The sequence below is a fragment of the Pseudomonas fjordensis genome (assembly GCF_976987115.1).
The window spans coordinates 3,241,074-3,265,737 of sequence record NZ_OZ336860.1 but is presented as its reverse complement, the minus strand read 5'-3'; the positions used below and the strand labels follow the sequence as shown (position 1 = coordinate 3,265,737).

The 24,664-nt window shown below is 58.8% G+C and carries 25 protein-coding genes and 1 pseudogene; 12 read left to right on the top strand and 14 right to left on the bottom strand.

Translation table 11 applies throughout. From position 1 onward, the window contains the following. The first annotated feature begins 16 nt into the window (after window positions 1-16). Entirely contained in the window at window positions 17-253 is a 237-nt protein-coding gene (locus ACWHXD_RS14605) for a hypothetical protein (RefSeq protein WP_074059233.1), read from the top strand. Between the two features lie 281 nt (window positions 254-534). On the opposite strand, the gene istB is transcribed toward ACWHXD_RS14605, so the two are convergent. Next, window positions 535-1,275 (bottom strand): IS21-like element helper ATPase IstB, encoded by a 741-nt coding sequence (gene istB / locus ACWHXD_RS14600; RefSeq protein ID WP_064491510.1) that lies wholly within the window; start codon window positions 1,273-1,275, stop codon window positions 535-537. Continuing rightward, complete coding sequence (gene istA, locus ACWHXD_RS14595; RefSeq protein ID WP_081273177.1) at window positions 1,272-2,792, bottom strand: IS21 family transposase; 1,521 nt, start codon at window positions 2,790-2,792, stop codon at window positions 1,272-1,274. Before istA ends, istB begins: the two co-directional genes overlap by 4 nt. A gap of 344 nt (window positions 2,793-3,136) precedes the next feature. Between istA and ACWHXD_RS14590 the strand changes: the two genes are divergently transcribed. The 6 genes and pseudogenes from ACWHXD_RS14590 to avs1c all read left to right on the top strand — a co-directional run bounded on the left by ACWHXD_RS14590 (window position 3,137) and on the right by avs1c (window position 12,935). Next, window positions 3,137-3,907, top strand: coding sequence for a hypothetical protein (locus tag ACWHXD_RS14590; RefSeq protein WP_019819742.1), 771 nt, complete (start codon window positions 3,137-3,139; stop codon window positions 3,905-3,907). An 82-nt stretch (window positions 3,908-3,989) separates the two neighbouring features. Continuing rightward, a pseudogene (locus ACWHXD_RS14585) lies at window positions 3,990-4,064 on the top strand (transcriptional regulator); the annotation flags it as partial. Between the two features lie 569 nt (window positions 4,065-4,633). Beyond that, complete coding sequence (locus tag ACWHXD_RS14580) at window positions 4,634-5,596, top strand: DNA-binding protein (protein ID WP_019819740.1); 963 nt, start codon at window positions 4,634-4,636, stop codon at window positions 5,594-5,596. A gap of 81 nt (window positions 5,597-5,677) precedes the next feature. Next, window positions 5,678-6,862: an AVAST type 1 anti-phage system MBL fold metallo-hydrolase Avs1a gene (avs1a, locus tag ACWHXD_RS14575; RefSeq protein ID WP_019819738.1), complete on the top strand. Its 1,185-nt coding sequence runs from the start codon at window positions 5,678-5,680 to the stop codon at window positions 6,860-6,862. Beyond that, window positions 6,862-12,666, top strand: coding sequence for an AVAST type 1 anti-phage system protease Avs1b (avs1b, locus tag ACWHXD_RS14570; protein WP_499084167.1), 5,805 nt, complete (start codon window positions 6,862-6,864; stop codon window positions 12,664-12,666). Before avs1a ends, avs1b begins: the two co-directional genes overlap by 1 nt. 11 nt (window positions 12,667-12,677) lie before the next feature. Continuing rightward, window positions 12,678-12,935, top strand: coding sequence for an AVAST type 1 anti-phage system protein Avs1c (avs1c, locus tag ACWHXD_RS14565; protein WP_019819734.1), 258 nt, complete (start codon window positions 12,678-12,680; stop codon window positions 12,933-12,935). Between the two features lie 668 nt (window positions 12,936-13,603). Here the strand turns inward: avs1c and ACWHXD_RS14560 are convergent. The 10 genes from ACWHXD_RS14560 to merT all read right to left on the bottom strand — a co-directional run bounded on the left by ACWHXD_RS14560 (window position 13,604) and on the right by merT (window position 19,981). Next, on the bottom strand, window positions 13,604-14,428 hold the full coding sequence (locus ACWHXD_RS14560; protein ID WP_019819733.1) for a hypothetical protein: 825 nt from the start codon (window positions 14,426-14,428) through the stop codon (window positions 13,604-13,606). Further along, window positions 14,425-15,507: a ComEC/Rec2 family competence protein gene (locus tag ACWHXD_RS14555; protein WP_019819732.1), complete on the bottom strand. Its 1,083-nt coding sequence runs from the start codon at window positions 15,505-15,507 to the stop codon at window positions 14,425-14,427. The genes ACWHXD_RS14560 and ACWHXD_RS14555 overlap by 4 nt, the downstream gene beginning before the upstream one ends. 266 nt (window positions 15,508-15,773) lie before the next feature. Beyond that, window positions 15,774-15,986 (bottom strand): DUF3330 domain-containing protein, encoded by a 213-nt coding sequence (locus tag ACWHXD_RS14550; RefSeq protein ID WP_019819731.1) that lies wholly within the window; start codon window positions 15,984-15,986, stop codon window positions 15,774-15,776. Between the two features lie 160 nt (window positions 15,987-16,146). Further along, window positions 16,147-16,383: a broad-spectrum mercury transporter MerE gene (gene merE, locus ACWHXD_RS14545; RefSeq protein ID WP_019819729.1), complete on the bottom strand. Its 237-nt coding sequence runs from the start codon at window positions 16,381-16,383 to the stop codon at window positions 16,147-16,149. Then, window positions 16,376-16,738, bottom strand: a complete 363-nt coding sequence (gene merD / locus ACWHXD_RS14540) for a mercuric resistance transcriptional repressor MerD (RefSeq protein ID WP_019819727.1) — start codon at window positions 16,736-16,738, stop codon at window positions 16,376-16,378. Before merD ends, merE begins: the two co-directional genes overlap by 8 nt. Then, the gene (locus ACWHXD_RS14535) at window positions 16,735-17,154 is read right to left on the bottom strand and encodes a hypothetical protein (RefSeq protein WP_019819725.1); all 420 of its coding nucleotides are present in this window, start codon (window positions 17,152-17,154) and stop codon (window positions 16,735-16,737) included. The genes merD and ACWHXD_RS14535 overlap by 4 nt, the downstream gene beginning before the upstream one ends. Window positions 17,155-17,174: 20 nt before the next feature. Next, on the bottom strand, window positions 17,175-18,857 hold the full coding sequence (gene merA, locus ACWHXD_RS14530) for a mercury(II) reductase (RefSeq protein WP_019819719.1): 1,683 nt from the start codon (window positions 18,855-18,857) through the stop codon (window positions 17,175-17,177). Between the two features lie 34 nt (window positions 18,858-18,891). After that, window positions 18,892-19,326 (bottom strand): organomercurial transporter MerC, encoded by a 435-nt coding sequence (gene merC / locus ACWHXD_RS14525; protein ID WP_019819717.1) that lies wholly within the window; start codon window positions 19,324-19,326, stop codon window positions 18,892-18,894. Between the two features lie 12 nt (window positions 19,327-19,338). Beyond that, window positions 19,339-19,617, bottom strand: a complete 279-nt coding sequence (gene merP / locus ACWHXD_RS14520) for a mercury resistance system periplasmic binding protein MerP (protein ID WP_019819715.1) — start codon at window positions 19,615-19,617, stop codon at window positions 19,339-19,341. A 13-nt stretch (window positions 19,618-19,630) separates the two neighbouring features. Beyond that, window positions 19,631-19,981 (bottom strand): mercuric ion transporter MerT, encoded by a 351-nt coding sequence (gene merT / locus ACWHXD_RS14515; protein WP_019819713.1) that lies wholly within the window; start codon window positions 19,979-19,981, stop codon window positions 19,631-19,633. A 71-nt stretch (window positions 19,982-20,052) separates the two neighbouring features. Here merT and merR point away from each other — a divergent pair, with 71 nt between their 5' ends. After that, window positions 20,053-20,472 (top strand): mercury resistance transcriptional regulator MerR, encoded by a 420-nt coding sequence (merR, locus tag ACWHXD_RS14510; protein ID WP_019819711.1) that lies wholly within the window; start codon window positions 20,053-20,055, stop codon window positions 20,470-20,472. A 201-nt stretch (window positions 20,473-20,673) separates the two neighbouring features. Here the strand turns inward: merR and ACWHXD_RS14505 are convergent, their stop codons facing one another. Both ACWHXD_RS14505 and ACWHXD_RS14500 read right to left on the bottom strand, forming a co-directional pair. Further along, on the bottom strand, window positions 20,674-20,880 hold the full coding sequence (locus ACWHXD_RS14505) for a co-regulatory protein PtrA N-terminal domain-containing protein (protein WP_019819709.1): 207 nt from the start codon (window positions 20,878-20,880) through the stop codon (window positions 20,674-20,676). 162 nt (window positions 20,881-21,042) lie between these two features. Next, window positions 21,043-21,291 carry a phosphoribulokinase gene (locus ACWHXD_RS14500; protein ID WP_200645650.1) on the bottom strand — a complete coding sequence of 83 codons (249 nt, stop codon included), beginning with the start codon at window positions 21,289-21,291 and terminating at the stop codon, window positions 21,043-21,045. A gap of 297 nt (window positions 21,292-21,588) precedes the next feature. Here ACWHXD_RS14500 and ACWHXD_RS14495 point away from each other — a divergent pair, with 297 nt between their 5' ends. Genes ACWHXD_RS14495 through ACWHXD_RS14480 form a run of 4 tightly spaced genes read left to right on the top strand, consistent with a single transcriptional unit; the run spans window position 21,589 to window position 24,267 of the window. Beyond that, window positions 21,589-22,269 carry a cupin domain-containing protein gene (locus ACWHXD_RS14495; RefSeq protein ID WP_004574802.1) on the top strand — a complete coding sequence of 227 codons (681 nt, stop codon included), beginning with the start codon at window positions 21,589-21,591 and terminating at the stop codon, window positions 22,267-22,269. Further along, window positions 22,266-22,850 (top strand): TetR/AcrR family transcriptional regulator, encoded by a 585-nt coding sequence (locus ACWHXD_RS14490; protein ID WP_004574803.1) that lies wholly within the window; start codon window positions 22,266-22,268, stop codon window positions 22,848-22,850. The genes ACWHXD_RS14495 and ACWHXD_RS14490 overlap by 4 nt, the downstream gene beginning before the upstream one ends. 59 nt (window positions 22,851-22,909) lie before the next feature. Further along, entirely contained in the window at window positions 22,910-23,686 is a 777-nt protein-coding gene (locus ACWHXD_RS14485; RefSeq protein WP_004574804.1) for an SDR family NAD(P)-dependent oxidoreductase, read from the top strand. A gap of 14 nt (window positions 23,687-23,700) precedes the next feature. After that, on the top strand, window positions 23,701-24,267 hold the full coding sequence (locus ACWHXD_RS14480) for an OsmC family protein (protein WP_004574805.1): 567 nt from the start codon (window positions 23,701-23,703) through the stop codon (window positions 24,265-24,267). Window positions 24,268-24,664 lie beyond the last annotated feature (397 nt).

Here is a 24,664-nt window from a genome sequence, read left to right as displayed (position 1 = left end):
GCGCCAGGAAACCCTAATGACGATTCACCAGGCGCGACACACCTATGATCCCAACCGACCTTTTTTCCCGTGGCTGCTGACTCTCTCGCGGCGCCGCATTGCTAACGGTGTGAGGTGTCGCTCACGCACCAAGCGACGCGAAATGGTGATCGATGCGTTTGATGTAACTTTTATCGACAACCCGGCGAATATCGAGTGCGAGTCTTCGGTGGATAGCGAGCGCTTATGTTCAGTCATCGGAGCAACACGTTGAAAACAAAACAGGCGGAGCACCCCGCAGTTGCTGTGACTTCATACTGCCGATAAGGCTGAGTCATGAATGACCCTCGTATCCACATCACTTCTGAGAACCTTGTTCAGAGCGAGGCCGTGCCAGTGCTTGATGAACCGATGGAAGCTCATGCTTTCGTATCCCGAATTCCCGAACTGTTGGTGGCTGAGATGAACGCTTAGCTAAACCGAGTGCTGCTTTTTGTCAATGGCCATTAATTTTGACCCACTTTTGGCCAATAGAATTGACCCACTTGCTCACCGCTAACCGCCGGTTTTCTGCTTCAAACGATAGCTCTCACCTCCCAGCATAAAGATGTGTGAATGGTGGATCACGCGGTCGATGATGGGCACGGCCACGTTGTCGTCATGGAAGAACTCGCCCCAGCTGGTGAAGTCCTTGTTGGTGGTCAGGATGACCGAGCGGTACTCGTACAGGTTGTTGATTAACTGGAACAGGTTGTACCGGGCTTGGCGCGTCATCGGCAGGTAGCCCAGCTCATCGATGATCAGCACGTCGTATTTGCTCAGCTGATTAAGGCGCTTCTTCAGCTCGCCCTTCATTTCCGCCAGCTCCAGATCCTCGACCAACGCCAGAGCCGTGCGGAACAGCACCTTGTAGCCCGCCTGAACCGCCTTGTGGCCAATCCCAATGGCCAAGTGGGTCTTGCCCACACCCGGTGGTCCGATGAACACCAGGTTGTCGCGGTTGTCGATAAAGCTGAAGTCCAGCAAGGTGCTGACCTGGCGCTTGGTGATGGTGGTCTGGTGCCGGTAATCGAAGGCCTCCAGATGCTTCTCCGAGGGGAACTGCGCCTGCTTGAGGTTGCGGCTTACGCGGCTACTGGAGCGGGCGTTAAGCTCATGCTCGACCAGTGACTGGGCGAAGCTCAGGTAGGACAGTTCATTGGCTTCGGCTCTGGCCAGCAGGGTGGCCAGCTCACCCGCGGTCGCGCTGAGGCGCAGGCTTCGGTACTGCGCGATAGTGCTGTCGAGCAGGCTCATTGGGTCACCCCGTGGCCAGTCGACTGGCCAATGCGGGCATAAGCGTTCAGGTCGGCGTGACTAACCTGGCTACCGGCCTCTGGCGCATAGTCATGGTCGCCGATGATCCGGCCCCGCGCCTTGGCTTGCTGCCATGCTTCGAGGTAGCGCTTGAGCCCGGTGGCGGTCAGTTCACTGCGCTCGCACAACTCGCCGAGCAACGCCGTATCAACCGGCGCATGGGCCATGAGCAGGTCGCGTGCAGCAACCAGCTGATCCTTGTAGATACGCGGCGAAGTACGCTTGAGCAGTTGGCACAGGGTTGCCCCAAGGGCATCGGGCAGGATCGAGTCGATGCCGCGCTCCAGGTCGGTAATGCGCTGGGCATGGTCTCGGTAATGGTTGTTGTTCTTGATCATCCGGCCCTTGGCCTTGCACAGGTCATGGGTGGCTATGAGTTCACCGCTCTCCAGGTCATGGATCAGCAACTGGTTGTCCTGTGCGCTGACACCGACACGGGCTTGCTGCCAGGCCATGGGTACCGAGTACTTGTTGGCCTGCCATGAGATCAAGCCGGTCTTGTCGACCTTGCGGGTCTCCCTTGTCGGCGCCACGTGCAGCAGGTTCTGCGGGACGAGATAGGGCTTGAGCTGACTACGCTCCAGTGCCTCGAAATGCGCTCTTGGATGCTGCCCCGTCGTGCCGTGCACGCGTGCGTTGGCGACAGTCTCGAGCCAATCATTCAGGTGCTGTCGGACGGCGGCCTCGTCCTGGAAGTGCTCGCCGTAGAAGCAGTCACGCTTGACGTACTTGACCCCGGCCTCCACCTTGCCCTTGCTCTCCGGGTCATAGCCCTCGCAGGCATGGATGCGGTACCCGACGGTAGTCGCATACTGGTGGAAGCGCTGGTTCAGCGTCAGCTCACGGTACTGCTCGTTGATCACCACCATCTTGGTCTGATCGTAGATGCACTCCTCGGTGACGCCGCCGAAGTAGCGGAAGGCCTCGTCGTGCATCTGGATAAACCGTTCGGTATCCAGCGGCCGGAAGTTCAGACCGACATACATCAGCCGTGAACAGGACAGCACAAACACCACAAAATGAACGACACGCTCCAGGCCGCCAATCATGACGCCTCGCAGCTCACCGGGGTCGACCTGACACTGCACGCCAGGCACTGACTCAACGACCGGCTCGTAATAGCGCAACTGGCCACTGGCAACCTGCTGCTTGAGCGCTTGCACATAGCGGCGAATGCTCCGGTCTGACACCGCCAGCTCGGTGGTGCGCTCCCTCAGGCGACGGGCCAGCTTGACTGCGCTCAGGGCTGGAAACTGACCCAACTGATTAATCAGATAATCGCGGTGCTCGTCGAGCACCTTGGTGCGTGAAGGGTCAGCAATGGTAGCGCTGATCTGCATCTCATCCAGGTGGAGATACTTGCGTACGGTGTTCCGGGAAATCCCCAGCTCACGACTGATGGCACGGACCGACAGGCCTCGGCCCTGGTCATACAACCCCTTGATCTTGTGAATCACAACCCACTCCTTCAATGATCTGTCCCCGGCCTGTGCATAAGGCGGGTGACGCTACATGGTCGGTGGCCAATGCCACTATGGGTGGGTCAAAATTGTTGGCCAGAGGTGGGTCAGTTTAATTGGCCATTAACACTTTTGGATACGCCTCAGGCCTTCCGCATCATTTTCGCCTGTCGGCCAAGTTGATGTTGATCTCAATACGCAACTCTCAGCGCAAGGCATTAGTCAGGGCCGCGCGGGTCGGGATGAATCAGTTGTTAAGCTGGTTCGTCTCATGACAAGACCGGGTTCAGTTGATGATGTTGTTTTGATATTGTGTTCGCTTGCCGATTCCGAGGTATCAAATGCACAAGCTTGTCGCTGAATATTTACGTCCATGGAAAGACAAGCTACCAACCCTTTACGATTGGGATTTTGACCAGGATCGCGCAACAAAAGACTTCGGATTGAGCTTTGGGGATACCACATCGTTCGGTAGAACGTTGGAGCTGAAGTCAGGTTTGCGTCAGCTGGTGAGGGAAACCGACTGCCCGATCGAGCACGCGAGAGTAGCGATCTATTTCGTAAAAGTTTGGGGGGGGATTACCCGCTTCTCAAAAGTCGAGGAGACACTTTGTCTTTTTGCACACATGAAGGGCAGCACAGCTCCGCCGGTGGCCTACAATCTCCCATTCAAGATGATCAGTAGCTGGTCGAAATGGGCGTCTATAGTCTGTCCTGAGTGGGCATGTATATATGATGTTAGGGTTGCCTACTCGCTAAATGCTATTAATTATCTAGCCGGGGCTAAGCACCCAATTTTTCCGATGCCAGAAGGGCGCAACTCACGCCTCAAGATGTTGGACGTTTCAACGCTGCTTTTGAGCGAAAGGTTGGGGCATACGCAACCACACGTTGATGGTGCGAGTGAGCCCAAGACGATCCGAAAAAATCACTTTATTCCTGAGCACAGTACTTACGCTACCTATGTGTCGTTGGTCTCCAAGGTGAGCCAGGATCTTTGGGGTGATTCCAACCGTATTCATGAAGTTGAAATGCTGCTTTTTTCGCTGGCAGATGCTGACATCTACGCTGATGTGTTTAAGCGTCTTTCCAACGTTGCGGTAAAGCAATAGAAAATTCGGTTCTCGCCGTTGTCACAAGGCACTCTAAAGTTTTATTTTGACTTGAATATCCAATGTTCCCTAGGAGCCCCCAACGTCCAAGCTCGCAGAATTCCGTCAACTCGAAAAACACCTCGCCGAGCAGCTGCAGGCCCTTGAGGTGTTGGAGCCGAAGTCGAATTGACCCAGTTGCCGATATGTGGCTGCCCCATTCGTCTCCTCGCAAAAACATTGCCTTTGCTGAATTTTGGCAGATTGGAGGTGGGTCAGACTTGCGTCAACACGTGGGGCAATTTGGCGTTGGCGCCAACAGGCTAGTGAACCTCATCTCTCAATTCTGATGCTTGCCGAAGTCCCCCGTTCAAGTTATTACTCCCAGCTCCTCAGTTACCGTCCGCCTGATGTAGGACTGATTCGGTTGCGCGATCGGATAAGCGAGGTGTTCTCACAAAATCGTATTGCTGCCGGCAGCTGCAGCGAAGTTACTCACGACTAAAAGTCCATTCCTTGTGACGCATCCGACGAAAATTACACGAACGCTATCCTGACACGACAAAAAGTCCAGGCTTTGTGTCTTAAGACAGTTCTTATAGCTAAAAAATGGGCAAATAGTCCAAGAATGATGTCGGTGCGGGCATCTGTATTATTCATTACGTTCAACGTATTATTAATTGAGTTTCGATTTTATAATGTCGTATAACATTCTATTATCAGACCTAATATACCGGGAGATAGTCCATGGCAGTAGGGGTGCCAGAAAACGAGGTATTTGCTGCCGCGGACGCGGTGTTGGCTCGCGGCGAACGGCCAACGGTCGAACGCGTGCGCCTGGAACTCGGGCGCGGCAGCCCGGCGCGGGTTGGCGGCCTGCTCGATCAATGGTGGGCGCGCCTGGCCGAACGGCTGAACGGTGAGACACGTCTGCCAGCGTTGCCAGCCGAAGTGGCGCAGGCCTTTGTTGCCATCTGGCAGCAGGCGATTCATCTGGCGCAAGGCGTCGCCGAGCAGTCCCTGGACCAGCATCGCCAGGTGCTGGCCGCCGAGCGCGAGCGCGTGGCCGTGATTGAAGGCCAGGCGCGCCAGGATGCGGCGCAGTTTCGGCAGCAGACGGCAGAGGCTCTGGCTGGGCGGCAGACAGCAGAAACTCGGTTGGCTGATTTGGACCAACTGCTGGCCCAGCGCCGGGCGCAGATCGAGGACCTGCAGCAACAACGTGGCGCCTTGCAACTGGACCGCGACGCCTTGCAACAGCAGTTGCAGGCTCTGCAAGCCGAGCTGCACGACACCCAGCACCAGGCCGAGCACGCACGGCTGGAGCAGGATGCCTACGTGCGGGGCGTCGAGGACCGTGGCTACCGCGAAATTGATCGGGCACGCGAGGAGAGCAAGACACATCAGGTTGAACGCCGAGAGCTACAGCGCCAGCTCGACCAACTGCAGCAACGATTGGAGCAAGACCGTCATGCCTTGAGCGAGACGCAGCGACAGGCAGCCGCTCAGCAAGCGCGGGCCGAAGTGGCAGCGGAGCAGGGCGAGCAACAGCTGCAAGCGCTTGAAGGCCGCCTGCATGCCACGCAGCAAGCGCTTGACGCAGTGCGGCATACGGCCGTGGCCCAACAGGCGCGTGCTGACACGCTGGAGCAGCAACTGGCCCAGCAGCAGGCGCCGAACCCGCGCAAGCCCAGAATCAAGAAAGGGTGAAGTGTTGGGGCGCGAATTCTTCGCCTTGCCAGCCGCCGTCCCTTAGACTGTGCAGCCCTAATCGGACGTCTGTTGGGCAGTATGCTGAAACTGAAGATGTATCCGGCAAATAAAGGTGATGCGTTTCTGGTCAATGCCAATGGCAATCACTTGCTGATTGATGGCGGGTATGCCAGTACCTACACCGACTACATCGCTCAGGATCTGGCGGAATTGTCACGACAGGGCGGGCGTCTCAGCCTGGTGGTATGCACCCATATCGACGCCGATCACATCGGTGGGCTGCTGACCTTCTTTTCGACCAATGGCGGTCCCGGCAACCGAGGCATCGACGTCGACGAGGTCTGGCATAACAGTCTGCGCTCCTTACCGTGCCCTGCCACCGGGCCAAGCCTGACTGAAGATGCCACGGTGCTTGAAGCCATAAAGCGACGAGGTTTCCCCATACCTCCCGAGCAGGCGGCCGATCCGATCAGTGCGCGCCAGGGCAGCTCGCTAGCCAATCTCCTCAGAAGCCAGGGTTATCACTGGAATTTCGGTGACGGATCTCGCTGCATAGACCGCCGCTGCGCGACACTCGACCTGCCGCATACAGTACAGCTTGCCGTGCTGGGCCCTAGTGTCGCGCGGCTGGAAAGTCTTCGCACCTTCTGGCTCAAAGACATGCAGAAGTTCGGCTATCGAGGTGCAGCGCAAAGCAGCGATCTGGTGGACGATGCCTATGAGATGTGGTGTGCCCATGCTGCTCAACAACCAGTTTCTGCGGGCATTCAACCGATTGCTGCAAATCAGGAGCTGTCGTTGGCGCAGGTGTACAAAGCCGACACGTGGATTGCCAATGGCAGTTCCATTGCACTGTTGTTGACGGCGGGGCGGTCAACCGTGCTGTTGTTAGGTGATGCCTGGGCCGAAGACATGGTCGAAGAACTGAAATGCCGGCAGCCAGAGTCGGGGCCCTTGTTGTTTGACGCCATCAAGATCGCTCACCATGGGAGTTATCACAACACCAGTGTGGAGCTGTTGGCTTTGGTGGACGCCCCATGCTTTCTGATTTCCACCAATGGCAAGGGAAGGCATGGTCATCCGCATTTCGAAGTACTGAAAGAAATCGTCGACCGGCCAGCGTCTTTCGAACGCACGCTGTATTTCAACTATGAAACCGCAGCCTCACGACGGTTGCGCAACTACTCATCGAAATCCGGAGCGCGTTTTAGCGTTCACGTGGTTGAAGGCGAATGGATTGACCTTGGAGAAGCCCAGCTGTGATGGATGAAGCTGTCAAACAAGCCACCTGCATGATTATCGGTAGCGAGGATGTAGGGACCGGTTGGCTGATTACACCCTCGCTCGTGCTAACGGCGCTGCATTGCGTGAAAGCCACTGCGGCGGCAGGCGGCCCCCTCACAGCCCGCTTCGGGACTGGTACTGCTGCGACTCAGTATGCTGTGGTGGTTGAAGCGCTGGACGACGATCTCGATGTATGCCTGCTGCGCCTGCCTGCGCCCTTGGACATTGAGCCGATTCCACTGGACGGCAGCCTGCCCCGGGTGGGTGCAAAGTGGTACGCGTTCGGCTATCCGACGACCAAGGTTGATATTGGTCATGCCCTCAACGGTGAAGTCCAGCAGATATTGAGCGAACGGGTGCACGGAGTGGACCTCGACCTGTCGGTCGCTCCAGGATCCCACCTCTCCGATTATCAAGGCCTGTCAGGCGCGGCGCTCATGACCGGCCGCGTTTGTCGCGGCATGCTGCGGCTGAATGTCGACACGGCGCTCGCTGCGCTGAGCATCGACCAGTTGCGTCCATTCCTTGAGGCCCACGGCGTGCTGCCTGAACTCCTTGTCGACGCCGAGCAGAGCGCGCCGCATGGCGCTCGCCCGGAGTTTGACGAGCTTTTTGAAAGCCGCCTGGCGAGCCTGAACGGCGGTTACCTCTGGGTGGAGGGCGCGCACGGTATTGGCAAGTCGACCTACTGCAGGCAGTTTGCACCGCGCACCCAGCCACTCGAAGTGCTCGGGGTGTACGCGCTTTCGGAGCGAGGTCGAGGAATAACGCCCGCGCACCAGGCTCAGCCGGAAGTATTCTTTGACTGGATCAACTCGTTATTGTCGCTGCAAGTGAGCGGGAAGCCGGCCAGGTTGCGGGAGCTGTCCTACCCTGATCTGATCCAGCAGACCCATGAAGTGCTCAACGCGCTGGCCCATCGGCACGCCGCTGCCGACAAGGTCGGGGTGCTGTTTATCGACGGCCTGAACGAAGCTGTCGGGGTGAGCACGGATAGTCTGCAGCGTTTTGTCGGCTTACTTCCCTCGGTTTTGCCTCGCGGGCTCGTGATCGTCATTACCGGGGTTGGCTTGGAAGCGCATGCCAGCAGCATCGGCCCCCTGCTGCAGAGCGCGGGGCGCTTGACCCTGCCGGCCCTTGATCACGACAGTCAGCACGCGTTGTGCATCGAGTTGCTCGACCCGGGCGTAGCGACGTCGACGCTGGTGGCCCTGCTGTGTGAGCGGGCCGTGGGCCACCCGCTGTACCTCCATTACCTGGCGGATCTGGTGAACGGTGGCGCTAGCGAAGCCGATATTGCTCGATTGCCCGCCTTCAGTGGCGCCATTCAGGATTATTACGAGACGCTCTGGGGACAACTCCTGCCGGACCCCGACGCGGTCAATCTGCTGGGGATCATTGCCCGGCTCCGTTGGGGGATTTCCACAGCAGACCTGACCGTCATGCTGCTGCCCGCCGAGAGTGCCGTCTACATCGCCACACTGGCCCGGATCCAGCACTTGCTTTCTCGAACGGGTAACACCGAGATCTATCATCCATCCTTTTCGGAGTTTGTGGCGCACAAGACCTCAGCCATGAACCAGCGCCTGCAGGAGCGGCTGGCGACTTTCTGCGTCACTGCGGAGAGTGGCGACTACGGACAGCTGAACAGGGTCTATCACGGCCTGCTGGGTGGAAAGCAGGCGCAACTGCTGGCCATCGGAGAATGTCAGCAAACATGGGTGGACGCCGCCGTTGTGCTGGGCTCAGAGCCCGATGTACTCCTTGGCGACATCGATCATGCGCTCGCCGCCGCGACGCGTATCGGTATGGCCACCGACATGGTCCGTTTGCTGCTGCTGTCACAACGATTGACCTTTCGCTACGACACCCTGTTTACCCAGTCAGCCGAGCGGGTGGCGCTGGCTCTGCTGGCGCTCGACAAAACCGATGAAGCACTGCGCCATGTCATTCGCAATGGTCGCGTGATTGTGAGCGCGCACGAAGCGTTTACAGTCGTCCATGCGCTGACGCGCAAGGGCCGCCAGCGCGAAGCGCAAATCCTGCTGGATAAGGTTCAGCTGTCGCTGAATGCGGTATTTGAACAGTGGCAATCCGAGGGTAGCATCGAGACTGATCGGCTCATCGAGACGATCCAACTGCGCTTGCACGGCTTTGCTTTAGCCGTAGCAGCGGGTGGACAGCCGCCAGTGAAGCGCTTCCTTAACGCGATCGTGCATCAATTCGTGCGCGCCCCGCATAGTCCGTTTTCCGTCGAAGAGCAAAATGAAGTTCTGTTACAGCTCACAGGTAACCTGAGCGGCGCGCTGCTTTGTCTGCGCGGACAGTTTACGTCGCTCCTGCAGCTCAAACTCCCTAACACCGATCCCGAGCAGATCCTGCACTCGCTGCTCCACACGCTGGTCTTCGCCGAAATGAACTCCCGCCTGTATGGTGTTCGCCTGGCCCGGGAGAGTATCAACTTGCTGTTGGAGGATTTGGAAGCGGTCAGCCAGACACTACAGCAACCCCAGGATCTGCGCGTCGTCGTTGTCGATACGCTGATTGAGGCGGGGGCCACTCGGCCGCTGGTACGAAGGTGCACAGTGGGCATTGCCGACACCCCGCAACCGCTGGCCTTGTATAAAACCAACCGTGCCGACCCCGATCGGGAGGGTTTCCACGAGTCGTATCGGCAGCTGCGTGCCCGGTATTTCCTCGATGACACCCAGCTACAGCCGGTGGTCCACCCGGTCCAGCCGCATGACTGGGAAGGCCCATTGCGCTCGATTGCTGCGGCCATCGCCTGGGCTGATGGTACCGCGCGCAGGGCCACGGCCGAGGCGGATCACGCCACTGTTGATCAGGTATGGTCCTGCGTAACTGATGTGATTTTACCGGCTTGGGCCATCCCCCTCGCTTCTCGGATCCTGTGGCAAGGCGCCTACAGCATTCCGGAGACCATCATCCCTGTTCTGTACGAGCGTTTAGCAAAACTGATACTGGACTGCTTTCCCCAGCGGTCAGGTGTGTTCATTCAGGTGCTTGAAGCGGCGTTTGATCACCAGTTCGGCCTCTACAACGAAGGTTTCCGCCAGGCGCTCGCGGGTGTCGCGGAGCAGTTCGTCAGCGCCGAGTTAACGGTGGACACGGCGGACGCGCTCTTCAACCTGATCATCCGCTGGCGAGACTACGTCGCGGCAAATGTCGAGAACCGATACGAGCTGATACCCGAGCTATTGCGCATTGTCCCCCTGCTGACGCGATTGGACGCGACCGAACAGGCCTTCCAAACGTATCAGTTGGCACTGCGTTTTTCGATGGGCCCAAGCTGGTACAAGGAGGATCAGTTGTCCCTGATGTCCAGTACGCTTGAATCCCTCCCGATCGAGCTGAAGGTGCCCCCGACAGCGCAGGCACAAATTGCGGCTTACCTGGAACGAGCCAGCGGGGATATGACGTTTCAGCGGTATGTTCGGGCAGACAAGGGCAGCTTCATCTCTCAACTCTGCCGGCGTTCGTTGTACGCTGGTGCCGTTCAGTATTTCAAGCATCAGTCTTGCGGGTCGCTGGCGCAACTATTGGCACAAGCGGCGGCCGGTGATCTGGACAGGGTATCACCGCTGGTTGGCATGCGATTCCCGGGCGGCGCGCTGGAGGAGCAGGCGGCCATGCTCGCCTTGCTTCGCCAGGTGCCGAGCAAGGCGGACTGGCGGCTGCGCTGGGCGCTGCTTGAGGTGTACCTGCATGGTGATGAGCGACACCTGGGCGACTGGGGACGAGAGTACGCGCTCATTATCACTGCACTGGAAGTTGAGCCAGACGATGTGGCCTGGGCGACACGGCGAATCCGGGTCCTGGTTCAAGGCATGCGCGCTGAACGGGCGTGGATGCTGTTGAGGGAGTCGGTCCTCCCCTTGTCCGCCGCTATCAACGCTGACCTTGCCCGCTTGCTGGAAGAGACCGAGGCGCGCGTAGGGCAGGAGCGCCTTGCGCAACTCGCCTCCATGTTTGGTTTTGAGTCTGAGCAACCTCGGGCGGCAGAAAAAGCGACGGGTAGCCCTGAGATACAGCCAGATCAGGTTGATTCCCTTGCGGACGAGCTCTACCGCCCAGGTCTGTTCGGCAAAGTGTCGGTTGAAGAGCAGGCCCGCAAAGATCTAGCGGCGGCGCGCTCGCTCCTGCGCCGAGGTAATTCGAACGCGGCAGTCAACGCCTGTATCGAAGTCCTGCGCAACCTCCAAGCGGGAGGATGGTCCATCTGGTCGAACAACCATACCGGTACCGCGGCGGAGCGGCTGATCATCGCCGAGGTACAAGACGGCAACGAGTTGGCCCGTCTTTATGGCCCGCTGTTGCTCGAGGAGCGCCACGTGCAGCGATGGCGCATCGCATCGCACCTCATTGACGTCGTGGCCAACAAGGTAGCGGCGCCACAACAGGTTGCCTTGCTTGACATCGCCATTGAGCATGTCGGACAAATGGTGGGAGAGGCGTCGACTGAAGCGTTCGACTACCTTGACCGCTGCGAGATCGAGGCCAACGAAGCGCTTTTTGAACTGTTGCTCTGGACCCTTGATCATCCGGTCTGGGAACGCCGCGACAGCGGCGCGGCCATGCTGCTCTGGCTGTCCTCAAGGGATGACACCTGGTTTGCCCAAGTGGTGAAACTTGCCTTTTCAATGGATCCGCGCAACCGGGCGGACATCGCTGCTGCCGTTCTCGACGTGCTGTCCTGCCGCAATCCGGCGGTGTTGTGGCAACGCTTAGCACCACACCTCATCATCGCTGAGGTTGTAGCACAATGTCGTCACGTAGCACGGTTTGCCACGCTTCTGCGTATCGCCCAGCGGGCGAGTGAGCAGGGCTGCGCGACTGCAGCTAGCGTGGCGTCGGCGATGCGCGCAAGTTGCGCTGACGGCCCTGTTCCAGCGTCTGCCCAGTCGCCTGCAGTACCTGAGTTCTTTCCACAGGAGCTCCACGAACTCTGGCATACACTGGCAGAGCTCGGTGCCCTCACGGAAGCGTCGCTGACGCAGCTTGGCACGGTGCTAGCCGATACCTGTCGACCGCTCTCTATTGATATGGCACAGCAGCTGGAAATGAAAACTGCGCAGAGTTTTCGAGAGCCGGACCATCTCTCCACGGATCGTTGGGCTGGTAAACTGCGCTATGCCTTGAACGCGGCATTGTTTCGCCCCATGCCTGTGGACAGGCTGCTCTCCATCGAAGCGGCGCTGCGCACCTACAATCCGAGCACCATTGCCGCGCCCAAGGACGGTAACCGATTGCTCTCTGGCCTCGTGACCGCACTGGAAAATGGTGACGAGCAGGACTATCGACCCGCTTGCGACGATTTGGTGTTTCTGGATCTCCAGTGCTTCGTGGAGTTGGAAGGGGAAACCGCGTTCATTGAACTTGTCCCGCATCTGGTTTCTCCTGATCCCAGACAAACGCCGTATCGCTCAGGCTATGGATTTAAATCAACGGAGCTGCCACCCGATACCCCTGATCAGCAAATGGCGATCAGTGTCAGGGCTCAGCCAGTTGTCGCGTACTTTGCCTCGCTCAGTCCGGCGGTGCCTACTCACAGTTTCACCCAACTGATCGGGGCCAGCCCCTCTGCAACCATCAGGTACCATTGGCGCGATGGCAGCAGCGTTACGGGCACCGGCTGCAGTCGTCGATACGAGGCCGCACTGCTCGCCGTACAGCGGGGAGCACTCGCGCTTCCTCCAGGCTGGAACATCGTCTGGGCGCTGCGAGTCAACGGGAATGTGCGGGCAATTCTGCACGATGTTTAGAGGGCGATGACATGCTGACATCTTATGCGACACCGCTGACGCGGGCGGATTTTGAAGCGCGTGTGGGCTACTCGGCGGAACAGTGCCGCATGGGACTTATACACTTTGCCAAAGGGCTACGAGGCACTGAAAGCCTTACCCAAGTGCGGTGTTTGCCCAACGGCAGAATCGATTTGCTGAGCATCGACGAAGCAGCCCGCTTGCACGCGAACATGATGTATCAGATGCGGAATTTCACACCCTCGGTTGCCGAGGAAGGCATCGAATAACGCATTGCCGGCCCGGCCTCGAGCCAGGGCATTTCGTCCATTTTATGCAGGATCGAATGTGCTCGCGGCCGTCTCGGCCAAGCCAGGACAAACGCCCGGATGCTCGCTCAACGGCTTTGGCCGCTGCAACATATTTGTGCGGCTTTTGACATTTTGTCGTTCGGACATTCTGACCGTTGTCGGCCTGCTGTCTGCACACCTTTGGGCACGGCAGCGATTCATTTGATCTACGCCGCCCCCTGCGTGGTGTGGGGTTGTAGCCGCGTAGTTTCGCTTCAGCATCACCTCGGTGTTAATGCTCAATGCTTGAACTCAACATGGCTGAGTGGAGCTGGATCGCCGTTTCGCGCCTGGGATCGCCCGGATCGCAGGTTTGCAGCAGCTCCTCGAGCAGGCCAATGTTAAAAAGGATCCACGGCTCCAGCTCCCACTCTAATCCGGGTCGCCAACAAGACCTACTGTCGGTGTCGCGGGGCGTGCAAGTGCAAACCCGCACGGCCGGTGCGGGGGGCGGCTTTTTCCGCTTGGGGCAGGGGACAGGTGTTCGCGGATTGTAACCGGAAGGGGGAAGGCTGCCGGGCCGGCGCCCTGTGTCGGGACAACACGTCTGTGGCATTGCTCAGCTTTAGCAAGCGGCTTTCGCCCCCTGCTAAAGGGAGTGCCCGGGTCTATGCGGATTTTTCTGCAGTGGCGCGTGCCGCTCGTGGCTTCGGCGCCCAGGCTTCGCAGGTCAGGACAAGAGTGCGTGCGTAGGAGAAAGCAGCCTCACGTACGGACTGTTCGGTGAAATACCTCAGCCACAAAAACAGCATGGCCAGCGACACTGCAACCGATGTCAGCTCCCCACCATTGAGCAACGATTCCGGTGTCGCCGCCGCCTGGAAGCGGATTACCCAACTATTCAGGCCGTGTCGAACCCCCACCCAGACCAGACTGCCCAAACACAGGCTGATCGCGACACACCGCAATCCGAAAGCATTGCGGCGGAAGCCGTAGGAGATGTTGTCCTTGTACAACAGGCCGAATTGCTTGGTATCACGTGTGGCATTGCGCAGCATATTTCCCGCGGAAGTATAGAGGGCGTCCGCCGCTTGCGGATCGGCGGCTTCCTCACCTGCGTTGGGGAAGCGAGCGCCCATCTTCTTCGCAAGAATGGCGTGATAACGCTGGAGAGAGGCCACGTCGAAGGTGGTGTTTTCCCGATGGCGCAATACCTGGGTACTGGGCATGCCCCCCCACTTCTTCCACAGCGCGGGCTCCTTGGCTTTTCCGCCACGTCGGGCAAAATCAGCCAGCAGATACAGCAGACCGCAGACGATCAACGCGGAAACCAATGTGCTGAGCACCCCGAGCTTCTCGCTGTACAGCGAGAACACCAGCACGATCACCGGCGACAGGGTCAGGAGCGCAGGGTACAGACGTGCCTGTCGTTCGTAGGGATCGGAGAACTGACCGATGGCCTTGGCAATGGATGCCCCCGTACTGACCGTCATTCTTCGACTTCCTCATAAAACGGCAGATAGGTGATCGGCCCCCAGCCTTCACGCTTCGGTGTGCCCTGGGTGAAATGAGAAATTGCCCGCCCCTTGGTCTGGCCAACGCGAAAGCCGCGACGAAGGAATGCATTGGTAACAACCTTCTTCGGGTGCCGCGGGGCGTTAGCGGCCGCTGACACATAGGCCGTCCGTGAGGGTTGATCCGGAGTGTTCTGCAGCGGCTCGCCCACGATCATATTCAAGGTCTCGGTGGACACGTTGTGCCGACCGCCATGGTGGGGAATCTGCACAAAGCTGACACGCTGGGGCAAATCAATGCCAATGCTGCTGGCAAAGTCCGCGCAGGCGCGCAGGGCCTCGATGCCCGCATCCCCGGTCAGCAGGTAACCGCCTTTCCCGACGGTGGCAAACAGGATTGCGCTGCTTTCATTTTCAGCCGAGGTCGTTACCGTATCGGGCAGATATTCCTTGTCCCACAGGTCGGCAACATACCCGGCCGCTTCCTTGATCATGTCGAAGAAAGAGGCCGCGGTACTCTCTTCTTTCTTGAGCTCAGGGGATTTTTCAAACTGGGGGACTAGTCCGTGGACATAATGGTCTCGGGTGGGTGACAACACCGTAAAAATCCCGATCTGGCTGCCGGCGAACGGTTCGTGGATCGGAATGTCTCGCTCCAGCGCGGCTTTTTCCAGGGCATTCGCGGCCGACATTTTTTGCTTCAGGCGCTCGGCAAGGCTGTCGTTGGTGATCCGACCATCGTGGAAATAATGGCGAATCTCGTTGCTGTACGCCCAAGGGCGGTGCATCCACAGTTGGCCTACCGTCAGGTTCTCCAGGACGTGCAGCAATCCCCCCGCATGGTCATTGTCCGGATGCGAATTGACCACGTAATCGACGTAATGCGAGTTGAAGTGTTTTTTGACATGCTCGACCAGGTCAGCGCCGTAGGCCTTGGTGCCACCGTCATAAATCAGGATTTTGTATTGATCATCCTCGCGCCAACGAACTGCGATCGCGTCGCCACTGTGTTTACCTTCCCCCACGGGCAAGAAGTCAATTTCGATACCGTTCACCATTTTAAGCGCTCCAAATTTTTGTTGTTGTCTCTGCCGCCGACCAGCGCTCACGAGGAATGGCCGTCTAAGTGTAACGGCTCGCGTTTGAAATCGGCCGCGCTCGCAATCAATGCGATTCCCGGCTCAGATTAACTGCAACTGACGGAGCAGCCGGGCTCACATTCACTGCGAGTGAGCTTGCATTCAGATGCGTCGGCTTGCATTCCATCATCGTGGGCTCACGCTTTCTGCAATTAACCAGAGCCACTTTCCAGAGGCAAAGCGAATTAGTCGTCGTGACGGGTACTGACCTTTTGTGTGCAGGGGCTATCAGGCTCGAATGCCGCCCTCTTATCCGCGCGAGACATAAAGCGTTGATAGCACTCCAGGCCACAGAAGTGCACGACGTACTCGGAACCTTCCGGCGTAAGCGCGGCGTCAAGGGGAATGTCCTTGCAACATTCGCAGCAGCTGATGGTAGGGGTGTTGTTTGCGTTCATGATGGGGTTCCTCCGTCGTCCAAGAAAACCTAGTAACGCTTCCGCACCCGTGATCGAACCTGTGCGCAGATCGACCTGCGGCCGGTAGTGCAGAAGAATTCCCGGCGCTCCCAACTCTGCCGCAACTCGGCAGCGGAGACCGCGCAGTGGTCTGAGCGGATCACGGCCGCTCCCGAAAGGCCCGCAGTGCCGCTCTCAGGAAGAGGATGAAGAGAACCGCCAGCACGAGCGCAGCGAGGCTCCAATGTTCGCTGACGAAGGCCCCGGCCGCAGTCCCCGAAAGCAGCAATGCCAGCACCGGCAAATGGCAGGGGCAAGTGAGCGCGGCGAGCGCACCCCACGTGTAGGCGCGCCAGCGGGGTATCTTGATTGATTCGGATTGGTTGGTGTTACGCATGGGCGTGACCTTCGACGGCGCAATGGGTCAGCCCGGCCAACTCCGTTTTCACTGCGGCTAAAGCCGCCTGCCGTGTCGCGATTTGCCGAAGCAAGCGCTCGATACACCCGATCACATCGGTACTATCGTGCGCATCGAGCGCTCGACAGAGCCGCGCCAATTCGTCGAGCCCGATACCGGACTCGAAGGCGGCACGCACGAAGCACAGCCGCGCCAGGGACCGCTCATCGAAAATGCCGTAACCGCTTTCCGTGCGCCGCGCGGGCTGCAGCAAGCCGCGCAGCACATAATCTCGGACGATATGGACACTAACGCCCGCGTCCTCGGCCAATCTGGATATGGAGTAGGCATTCATCGCCGACACACCCGATCTTCACCGCAAACTGGGGCGCTCAGATATTTCCTTCCGGCTAGGCGCTCAGGTAGCCAGATGAGCAACGGTGCAGCACCCAGAGCCAGTAGCAGCCAAAGCCTGGAGAGATGCTCGCCGTTTTGGTCAAACACATAAGCCAGTAGCGCACCAACCGCGAGCAACAGGAAGTAAGGCCCCGTGATGTAGCAGTGAAGGCGGTGACAACGCGTGGCGTTGACCAGGCAGGCGCCGCCCATCACGGCCAGCGCGGCGCCCGCTGCCAGGAACAACGCGGGGCGTCGATCTGACAGAACAATCGCTATCGTCGCCACGACGGCAGGCAGCCCCCAGAAGCTGACCACCTGCCATGTCTTGCGTAGGCTGTCGCACCTACCGAGTTCGCCTGCCGTGTTGCTCATGTTTCAACCTCCCTCTCTCATTACCCGGCGCAGCAGGACAATTGTTTGACGTCCTTGTTAAAGGTCTGTGCGGCGAGCTTCAGCCCCTCGACCATCGTCAGGTAGGGGAACAACTGATCGGCCAGTTCCTGCACCGTCATCCGGGCGCGGATGGCAATGGCGGCGGTCTGGATGATTTCCCCCGCTTCCGGAGTCACCGCCTGCACGCCCAGCAGCCGGCCGGAGCCCGCTTCGGCGACCAACTTGATGAAACCCCGCGTGTCGAAGTTAGCCAACGCTCGTGGCACGTTGTCCAGGGTCAAGGTGCGGCTGTCGGTTTCGAGGCCGGCGTGCTGCGCTTCGGCTTCGCTGTAGCCGACGGTGGCCACTTGCGGATCGGTGAACACCACGGCCGGCATGACGTCGAGATTGAGCTTTGCCTCGCCGCCGGTCATGTTGATTGCCGCGCGGGTGCCCGCCGCCGCCGCCACATAGACGAACTGTGGTTGGTCGGTGCAGTCGCCGGCCGCATAGATATCCGCTGCGCTGGTGCGCATACCCTGATCGATCTGGATTCCACCGCGCTCGTCCAGCTTCACGCCGGCGCCGTCCAGATTCATGCCCTGGGTGTTCGGCAAGCGCCCGGTGGCAATCAGCAGTTTGTCGGCACGTAACTCACCATGGTTGGTGGCCAGTACGAACTCGCCGTTGGCGTGGGACACCTGGCTGGCTTGCGTTTGCTCCAGCACTTCGATGCCCTCCATACGGAAGGCCTCCGTCACCGCCGCGCCGATGGCCGGGTCTTCGTGGAAGAACATCGCACTGCGTGCCAGGATCGTGACCTCGCTACCCAGCCGGGCGAAGGCCTGCGCCAGTTCCACCGCCACTACGGAGGCGCCGATCACGGCGAGCCGCTTAGGGACTGTATCGCTCGCCAGCGCCTCGTCCGAGGTCCAGTAGGGCGTGTCCTTGAGACCGGGAATCGGCGGAACGGCCGCGCTTGCGCCGGTGGCGACCAGGCAGCGGTCGAAGGCTACGATGCGCTCGCCCCCCTCGGCCAGTTCCACGCTGAGCGTGTGGCCGTCCTGGAAACGGGCGGTGCCACGCAGCACGCTGATGGCTGGGGTGCTCTCCAGAATACCTTCGTATTTGGCGTGGCGCAGTTCGTCGACACGGCCTTGCTGCTGCGCGAGCAGTCGCTCGCGCAGGACCGTCGGCGTCGTGGCGGACAATCCAGTGTCGAACGGACTCTCGCGGCGCAGATGGGCCACATGCGCGGCACGAATCATGATCTTGGAGGGCACGCAGCCCACGTTGACGCAGGTGCCGCCGATGAGACCGCGCTCGATGAGGGTAACGCGGGCACCGCCTTCCACCGCCTTGAGCGCGGCCGCCATCGCCGCGCCACCGCTGCCGATGACCGCAATGTGGAGCCTACCGTCTTCTTTCCCGGCGCCAATGCTGCCGCTCAACCAGCCCCGCGCCTTGTCGAGCAGGCCAGGACGGGCTTGTATCGTGGAATCTTCGAACGCCGCTCGATACCCCAGAGCCTCGACGGCGGCCTGCATTTGCTCTCGGCTTACGCCCTCGTCGGCCTTCAATTCGGCTTTGCCGCTGGCATAGGAGACATCCGCCCGGTGCACACCGGGAATTTGCTCCAAGGCCTCTCTGACATGCTCGGCACAGGAGGCGCAGGTCATACCGCGGATTCGTAAGGTGGTCATATTCTTTGTTTCCTCGGAGGGGTTAGTGGCGGTATCACGGTTTTGGCGGCGTCGGACAGGCATTCGGTACGCAACGGCGGTGAGCGGGCGACACCAGATCCCAGATGGACACCCCAAACATGAGAGCCAGGCCGATGTAGAGCAACCAGCCACTCCGCCAGCCGTGAGCCAGCATCAAAAACACCGCTGCCAGCACCAGGACAGGGCCGATCAGACTGAGCGCAGTCCGTCGCCACTGCCGATGATTGAGCCAGCCAAGGGCATTAACGAGCAGAGCCAGTCCAGCAAAAAGAGGCAGCAGCGTGGTGATGAACAGGCCTTCCCACTGGCTCAAAAAGCCCAGACCGATCGCGGCCCCCAGGCTGGCAAGGGCGGGAAAACACGAGGCGCAACCTATGGCGGAAACCAGCACGCCGACAGAACCGGCTTTGTCACCGATCCGCGTGAACAGATTGAAAGAATTTGCCATCGGAACTCCCGCCTATTGCTTGACGCTGGACGGGTAGCCGGCGTCCTCGGTCGCCTTGGTCAGCGCCGGGGCATTGGTCTTGGTATCGTCGAAGGTGACGGTGGCCTCGCGGTTCTCGAAGCTCACCTCAGCCTTGGTCACGCCATCGACCTTGGTCAACGCCTTCTTCACCGTAATCGGGCAGGCGGCGCAGGTCATGCCGGGCACCGACAGGGTAACGGTCTGGATGGCCGCCCAGACAGGTGTGGCGACGAGAGTGGCAAGGGCGAAGGATGCGAGCAGTTTTTTCATGGCGAACTCCTGATCAGTAGAACAAGGGAAGGATGTAGGGGAAGCCGAGCGCGACCAGCGCCAATGCCGTCACCACCCAGAAGAGCAGCTTGTAGGTGGTGCGTACCTGAGGGATGGCGCAGACATCGCCCGGCTTACAAACTTGTTGGGGTCGAAAAATGCGCCGGTAGGCAAAAAACAGCGCGATCAACGCCCCGCCGATAAAGATCGGGCGATAAGGTTCCAGCACGGTCAGGTTGCCGATCCAGGCCCCGCTGAATCCCAGTGCGATCAGTACCAACGGCCCAAGACAGCAAGTCGAGGCGAGAATCGCAGCAAGCCCCCCGACGACAAGAGGGGCGCGCCCGTTTGATGGTTCAGACATGCATTTCTCCTTTCGAGCATTTGATCGATGGTTTAAGGTTAATCCCGTAGTCAAGTACGGAATCAAGCGGTATGAAAAAAAATTTGGAAAGCCTGACCATCGGCGCCTTCGCCAAGGCGGCCGGGGTCAACGTGGAAACCATCCGGTTCTATCAACGCAAGGAGCTGTTGCCCGAACCGGACAAGCCCTACGGCAGCATTCGCCGCTACGGCGAGGCGGATGTCGCACGGGTGAAATTCGTAAAATCCGCGCAACGGCTGGGCTTTAGCCTCGAAGAAGTGGCCGGGCTATTGAGGCTGGATGACGGCGCTCACTGTGATGAAGCGCGCGTGCTCGCCGAGCAGAAGCTCGAGGACGTGCGCGGCAAGCTCGCAGATCTGCGACGGATCGAGTCAGTTTTGGAGCAACTGGTTCACGACTGTTGTGCGAGCCACGGGACTGTCTCCTGTCCGCTGATCGTTTCGCTGCATAGGAACAAAGAGCCGCGCTGACCTACGATCAGCAGTTTCGTAAGGCACCCCTGTTTGTCGGCTGGAGCTTAAAAAAAAGCGGCGCTCAATGAGCACCGCTGAATGGCCAAAGGAGCACTTGCAGAGGCCACAGATGGGTAATCTGACATTTACGCTCACGCCTTATCAGGACAAACTCACGCTGAGTCTGGTCGAGCGGAGCGTGGAGCGGTCGCTCATGTACTACCTTGCAGGTGAACAGGCGGGCTGCTCTTCGACACGGCTAGCCGCCGTGGCCCCTTGTTGCTCAATCTTCACCACCAAGGCCGCCTCAGCCTTGTCGTGCATAGAAGCGGCCCGCTCAATCGAACGATCGCTCCCGCCCTCGGCCCATATGGTGGATGACAGCAGAGTCGAACCCACTATCAGTAGCAGTCTTAGGTATTTCATAACAGCCTCCTCTCGGGTTTTCTACCCACGAGTCGACTCTATCTCCGTAGTTAAGTACGGAATCAAGCAGAGGATAGAGTTGGAGTACCTGGACTATTGCGCTGAGAGGAGAGGGCAGGGCTTAAGTGCACTTTCTGATCCGTTGCTCCTCAGCCCCCAGACTCAGATCGGCAACCCCGCTGCCAGCATCTTGTCCCGCAGCTCAGCGGCGCGCGCCGGATCGAGCGCGTTGCTAAACAGCGCCTTGATCTCATTGGGTCTGGCGTCGAACTGATCTACCAGATCCTTGATGCGGTAACCGTGGCGCGTCAGGGTCGGTTCCAGATCATCCAGTTGACGCGACAGCACTGATTCCACCAGCTCCGCCGAGACCGGTTTCTCGCCAGTCAGGTAGCCGGCTTCCAATGCCATGCTGAGGTGCAGTTGGATTTGCAATGGTGTGCGCAGCTTGGTGGCGAGCAGGTCGATGGCGTCTTCACTCAGGATCGACTCGGGTTCGACCTTCCCCGCAGTGCAGGTTTCCAGCAGCCAGTGGATGTACTCGGGGACGATAGAGAATTCGGAAAAAATCGTACGCTAAGCTTCGCGAGTTCTTGTAACCAATTCATTGTTTTTTCAATGGATGAAAGAAAATGGCGAAAGCTATTTGACAAACAAATCGGGATCTTATAACTTACCTACCAAGTAGTCGGTAGATGAAATAAAGCCATGAAACTCAATTCAGATCTTTCGCAGCGTGTTGTCGTCGAGCCTTCAAGCTTACAGTGGGTCGATTCGCCAGCGACCGGGATTCAACGCCAGTTACTGGAGCGTGATGGCGACGAAGTGGCGCGTGCCACCTCGATCGTGCGATACGCGCCGGGCTCCGCTTTTGAAAATCATAAGCACGACTTGGGCGAGGAGATTCTGGTCCTGGACGGCGAATTCAGCGACGAATCCGGGACCTTCGGGCCTGGGACTTACATCAAGAATCCACCAGGTTCTTCGCATGCACCGAGCTCCGCGACGGGTTGCACGTTGTTCGTCAAGCTGCGCCATCTTGATCTAGCCGACAGCCAACGCACCGTGGTCGACACCCGTAACGGCCCCTGGTTTCCAGGCCTCGTGCCGGGTCTGTCGGTGATGCCACTTTCTGAGTTCGACACACAACATACGGCTTTGGTGCGCTGGGCCCCGGGGACACGATTCAATTCGCATCGTCACTACGGCGGTGAAGAAATCTATGTGTTGGAAGGCGTCTTTGAGGATGAGTTCGGAAGCTACCCTACCGGCACATGGATGCGCAGTCCGCATTTGAGTGCTCACCGTCCCTTCAGCAATACAGGCTGCACCATCCTGGTCAAGACAGGCCACCTGCCAGTCGCCGAATCAAATGAGGCGCTTGCATGAAGCATTTCTCCGAAATCTCGCCGACCGCCGAGCGGGTGGTCGATGCCGCTGAAGGGTTGGTACAGCAGCACGGCTACAACGGCTTCTCATACGACGACGTGGCCCAGTTGGTAGGCATCAAAAAACCAAGTATCCACCACCACTTTCCCAAGAAGGGTGAACTCGTGGCCGTGGTCGCACAGCGCTACACGCACCGGTTTCGTGAGGAGTTGCTGAGCATCGAAGGGCAGCATGCGAAAGCGCCTGACAGGCTAACTGCGTATGCGGCACTTTTCGAACGCACCTTCGCCAAGGACCGGCGCCTTTGTGTCTGCGGCATGTTGGGTGCCGAGTCGGACTCGCTGCCGGACGCCGTTGTGAGCGAGGTCGAGCGATTCTTTAAAGTCAATCTCGACTGGTTGACTCTTGTCGTTGCCGATGGTCAGCGTGCCGCGCTGATCACCTCGAATTCCACCCCAGAGGCTCTCGCAGAGGCATTCTTGTGCGCGTTGGAAGGCTCGATGATGGTGGGCCGTGGCATGCGGTCGTCACGCGGACCGGCCGAAGTTGGAAACACTTTTCTTTCCACCGTGTTGACCTGAGGTCGGCACTTTTTTTGCAACACAACCCTACCATTTAGTTGGTAGTTAAGGAGATTATTATGAGTACTGAATTTAATGGCAAGAAGTTGTTGGTCATCGGCGGCACTAGCGGGATGGGACTGCAAACTGCCCGCATGGTTCTTGAGCAAGGCGGAAGCGTCGTCATCGTCGGTCACCGTGAAGACAAGGCCGAAGAGGCCCGCAAGGCGCTGTCGTCGTTGGGCACCGTGACCGCCCTGACTGCCGATCTCTCGCGAGCCGAAGATGTGAAGCGACTCCTGCATACCATCGATGAACACCACAAGGACATCAATCTTCTGGTCAACGCGGCTGGGGTGTTCTTCCCGAAGGCGTTTCTTGAGCACACGGAAAGTGATTACGAACAATATTTGACGTTGAATAAAGCGTTCTTCTTCATCACACAAAAAGTCGTGGCCAATCTCGTGGCCAGCGAGCGTCCCGGCGCCATTGTGAACATCGGCTCGATGTGGGGCAAGCAGGCGATTGCGGCTACGCCGTCGTCCGCGTATTCGATGGCAAAAGCAGGTTTGCATTCGCTGACCCAGCACCTTGCGATGGAGCTGGCATCCAAACAAATCAGGGTCAATGCCGTTTCTCCGGCGGTTGTCGAAACGCCGATTTACGAGGGATTCATACCCAAGGCCGAGGTTCATGGCGCCTTACAGGGATTCAACAGCTTCCACCCAATCGGCAGGGTTGGGACGCCACAAGACGTCGCCGAGGTCATCCTCTTCCTGTTGTCGGACAAGGCAGCATGGGTGACGGGCGCAATCTGGGACGTTGACGGCGGCGTGATGGCCGGGCGTAACACATAATGGGGGAACGAGAAATGAACACAAACATTAAAGGAACTCCCGGCAACGGGATCAACGTCGGCGCATTGCGTGAGTTTGCAGATCAGGTCGCAGCAAAGCCCGCCGCAGGCATCGCGACGTTCGGCGTCGTGACAACCTGGGAGGGTGGCACCCGGACGCGTGCGCGAACCATGCCGCTCGTACTAGGTGACACGGCCTTGGCGCGCGGCTTTGTCATCGACGCGGACGAACCGGCAGAATTGCTCGGTACCGACACGGCCGCTAATCCACAAGAATTGATCCTGGCTGCGTTGAACGCATGCATGACTGCAACCTACGCGGCAAATGCGGCGGCAATGAACATCGAGTTGCAATCGCTGACTATCCGCACGAAGGGAAGCCTCGATCTGAGAGGTTTTCTTGGAATCGATCCTGGGATCAATCCAGGGTACGACCAGGTCGAGTATGAGGTCGAAATGGAGTCGTCGGCGGATTCGGCGGCGCTGAAAGCATTGCACGCGCAGGTGCAGCGAACATCGCCGAATTACCACAACTTCGCGAGAGCCATTGATCTCAAGGCCAAGCTGACCATTCTCCAATGATCGAGTCAGTGTTTCCCGTGGTTGGCTGACGGGAGGCCAAACCAGATGCGCTATGACGGAAGGTTCAACCTTCCGTCATCACGTTCTCTGGAATACGCAGTGTCAATTTGAGGTATAGGAAGCGGATAGAGGCGGCGTAGCGGGGTGAGGTAGCAACGATTGCCAAAGCCCGATACTTGCACGGAACGCTACGACGTAAATCCGACAGGCATAAGCAGGAAGGGCGCGCGAATTACCCTGGGAGATCTGTTTGGCCTGCCACGTGCTACCGGCACCGAGAGGTGGCGGGATGGGCGAACAGAAGTCAGCAGAGGCCGTAGTAGTTGCTCGGAACCGGAGCGATGAAGGGCTGAACCTGTCATGAGTGGATAGTCAGGTGTGCTCTCTGTTGGAGCGT

Coding starts and splice junctions, on each gene's coding strand:
- ACWHXD_RS14495 (WP_004574802.1), top strand. CDS start 21,589: ATGAAACTCAATTCAGATCTTTCGCAGCGTGTTGTCGTCGAGCCTTCA.
- ACWHXD_RS14535 (WP_019819725.1), bottom strand. CDS start 17,154: ATGAGCAACACGGCAGGCGAACTCGGTAGGTGCGACAGCCTACGCAAG.
- istB (WP_064491510.1), bottom strand. CDS start 1,275: ATGAGCCTGCTCGACAGCACTATCGCGCAGTACCGAAGCCTGCGCCTC.
- merC (WP_019819717.1), bottom strand. CDS start 19,326: ATGGCAAATTCTTTCAATCTGTTCACGCGGATCGGTGACAAAGCCGGT.
- ACWHXD_RS14590 (WP_019819742.1), top strand. CDS start 3,137: ATGCACAAGCTTGTCGCTGAATATTTACGTCCATGGAAAGACAAGCTA.
- ACWHXD_RS14505 (WP_019819709.1), bottom strand. CDS start 20,880: ATGAAATACCTAAGACTGCTACTGATAGTGGGTTCGACTCTGCTGTCA.
- avs1b (WP_499084167.1), top strand. CDS start 6,862: ATGGATGAAGCTGTCAAACAAGCCACCTGCATGATTATCGGTAGCGAG.
- merA (WP_019819719.1), bottom strand. CDS start 18,857: ATGACCACCTTACGAATCCGCGGTATGACCTGCGCCTCCTGTGCCGAG.
- merR (WP_019819711.1), top strand. CDS start 20,053: ATGAAAAAAAATTTGGAAAGCCTGACCATCGGCGCCTTCGCCAAGGCG.
- ACWHXD_RS14500 (WP_200645650.1), bottom strand. CDS start 21,291: ATGGCATTGGAAGCCGGCTACCTGACTGGCGAGAAACCGGTCTCGGCG.
- ACWHXD_RS14580 (WP_019819740.1), top strand. CDS start 4,634: ATGGCAGTAGGGGTGCCAGAAAACGAGGTATTTGCTGCCGCGGACGCG.
- merD (WP_019819727.1), bottom strand. CDS start 16,738: ATGAATGCCTACTCCATATCCAGATTGGCCGAGGACGCGGGCGTTAGT.
- merE (WP_019819729.1), bottom strand. CDS start 16,383: ATGCGTAACACCAACCAATCCGAATCAATCAAGATACCCCGCTGGCGC.
- merP (WP_019819715.1), bottom strand. CDS start 19,617: ATGAAAAAACTGCTCGCATCCTTCGCCCTTGCCACTCTCGTCGCCACA.
- ACWHXD_RS14560 (WP_019819733.1), bottom strand. CDS start 14,428: ATGACGGTCAGTACGGGGGCATCCATTGCCAAGGCCATCGGTCAGTTC.
- ACWHXD_RS14480 (WP_004574805.1), top strand. CDS start 23,701: ATGAACACAAACATTAAAGGAACTCCCGGCAACGGGATCAACGTCGGC.
- ACWHXD_RS14605 (WP_074059233.1), top strand. CDS start 17: ATGACGATTCACCAGGCGCGACACACCTATGATCCCAACCGACCTTTT.
- ACWHXD_RS14555 (WP_019819732.1), bottom strand. CDS start 15,507: ATGGTGAACGGTATCGAAATTGACTTCTTGCCCGTGGGGGAAGGTAAA.
- avs1a (WP_019819738.1), top strand. CDS start 5,678: ATGCTGAAACTGAAGATGTATCCGGCAAATAAAGGTGATGCGTTTCTG.
- avs1c (WP_019819734.1), top strand. CDS start 12,678: ATGCTGACATCTTATGCGACACCGCTGACGCGGGCGGATTTTGAAGCG.
- ACWHXD_RS14550 (WP_019819731.1), bottom strand. CDS start 15,986: ATGAACGCAAACAACACCCCTACCATCAGCTGCTGCGAATGTTGCAAG.
- merT (WP_019819713.1), bottom strand. CDS start 19,981: ATGTCTGAACCATCAAACGGGCGCGCCCCTCTTGTCGTCGGGGGGCTT.
- ACWHXD_RS14485 (WP_004574804.1), top strand. CDS start 22,910: ATGAGTACTGAATTTAATGGCAAGAAGTTGTTGGTCATCGGCGGCACT.
- ACWHXD_RS14490 (WP_004574803.1), top strand. CDS start 22,266: ATGAAGCATTTCTCCGAAATCTCGCCGACCGCCGAGCGGGTGGTCGAT.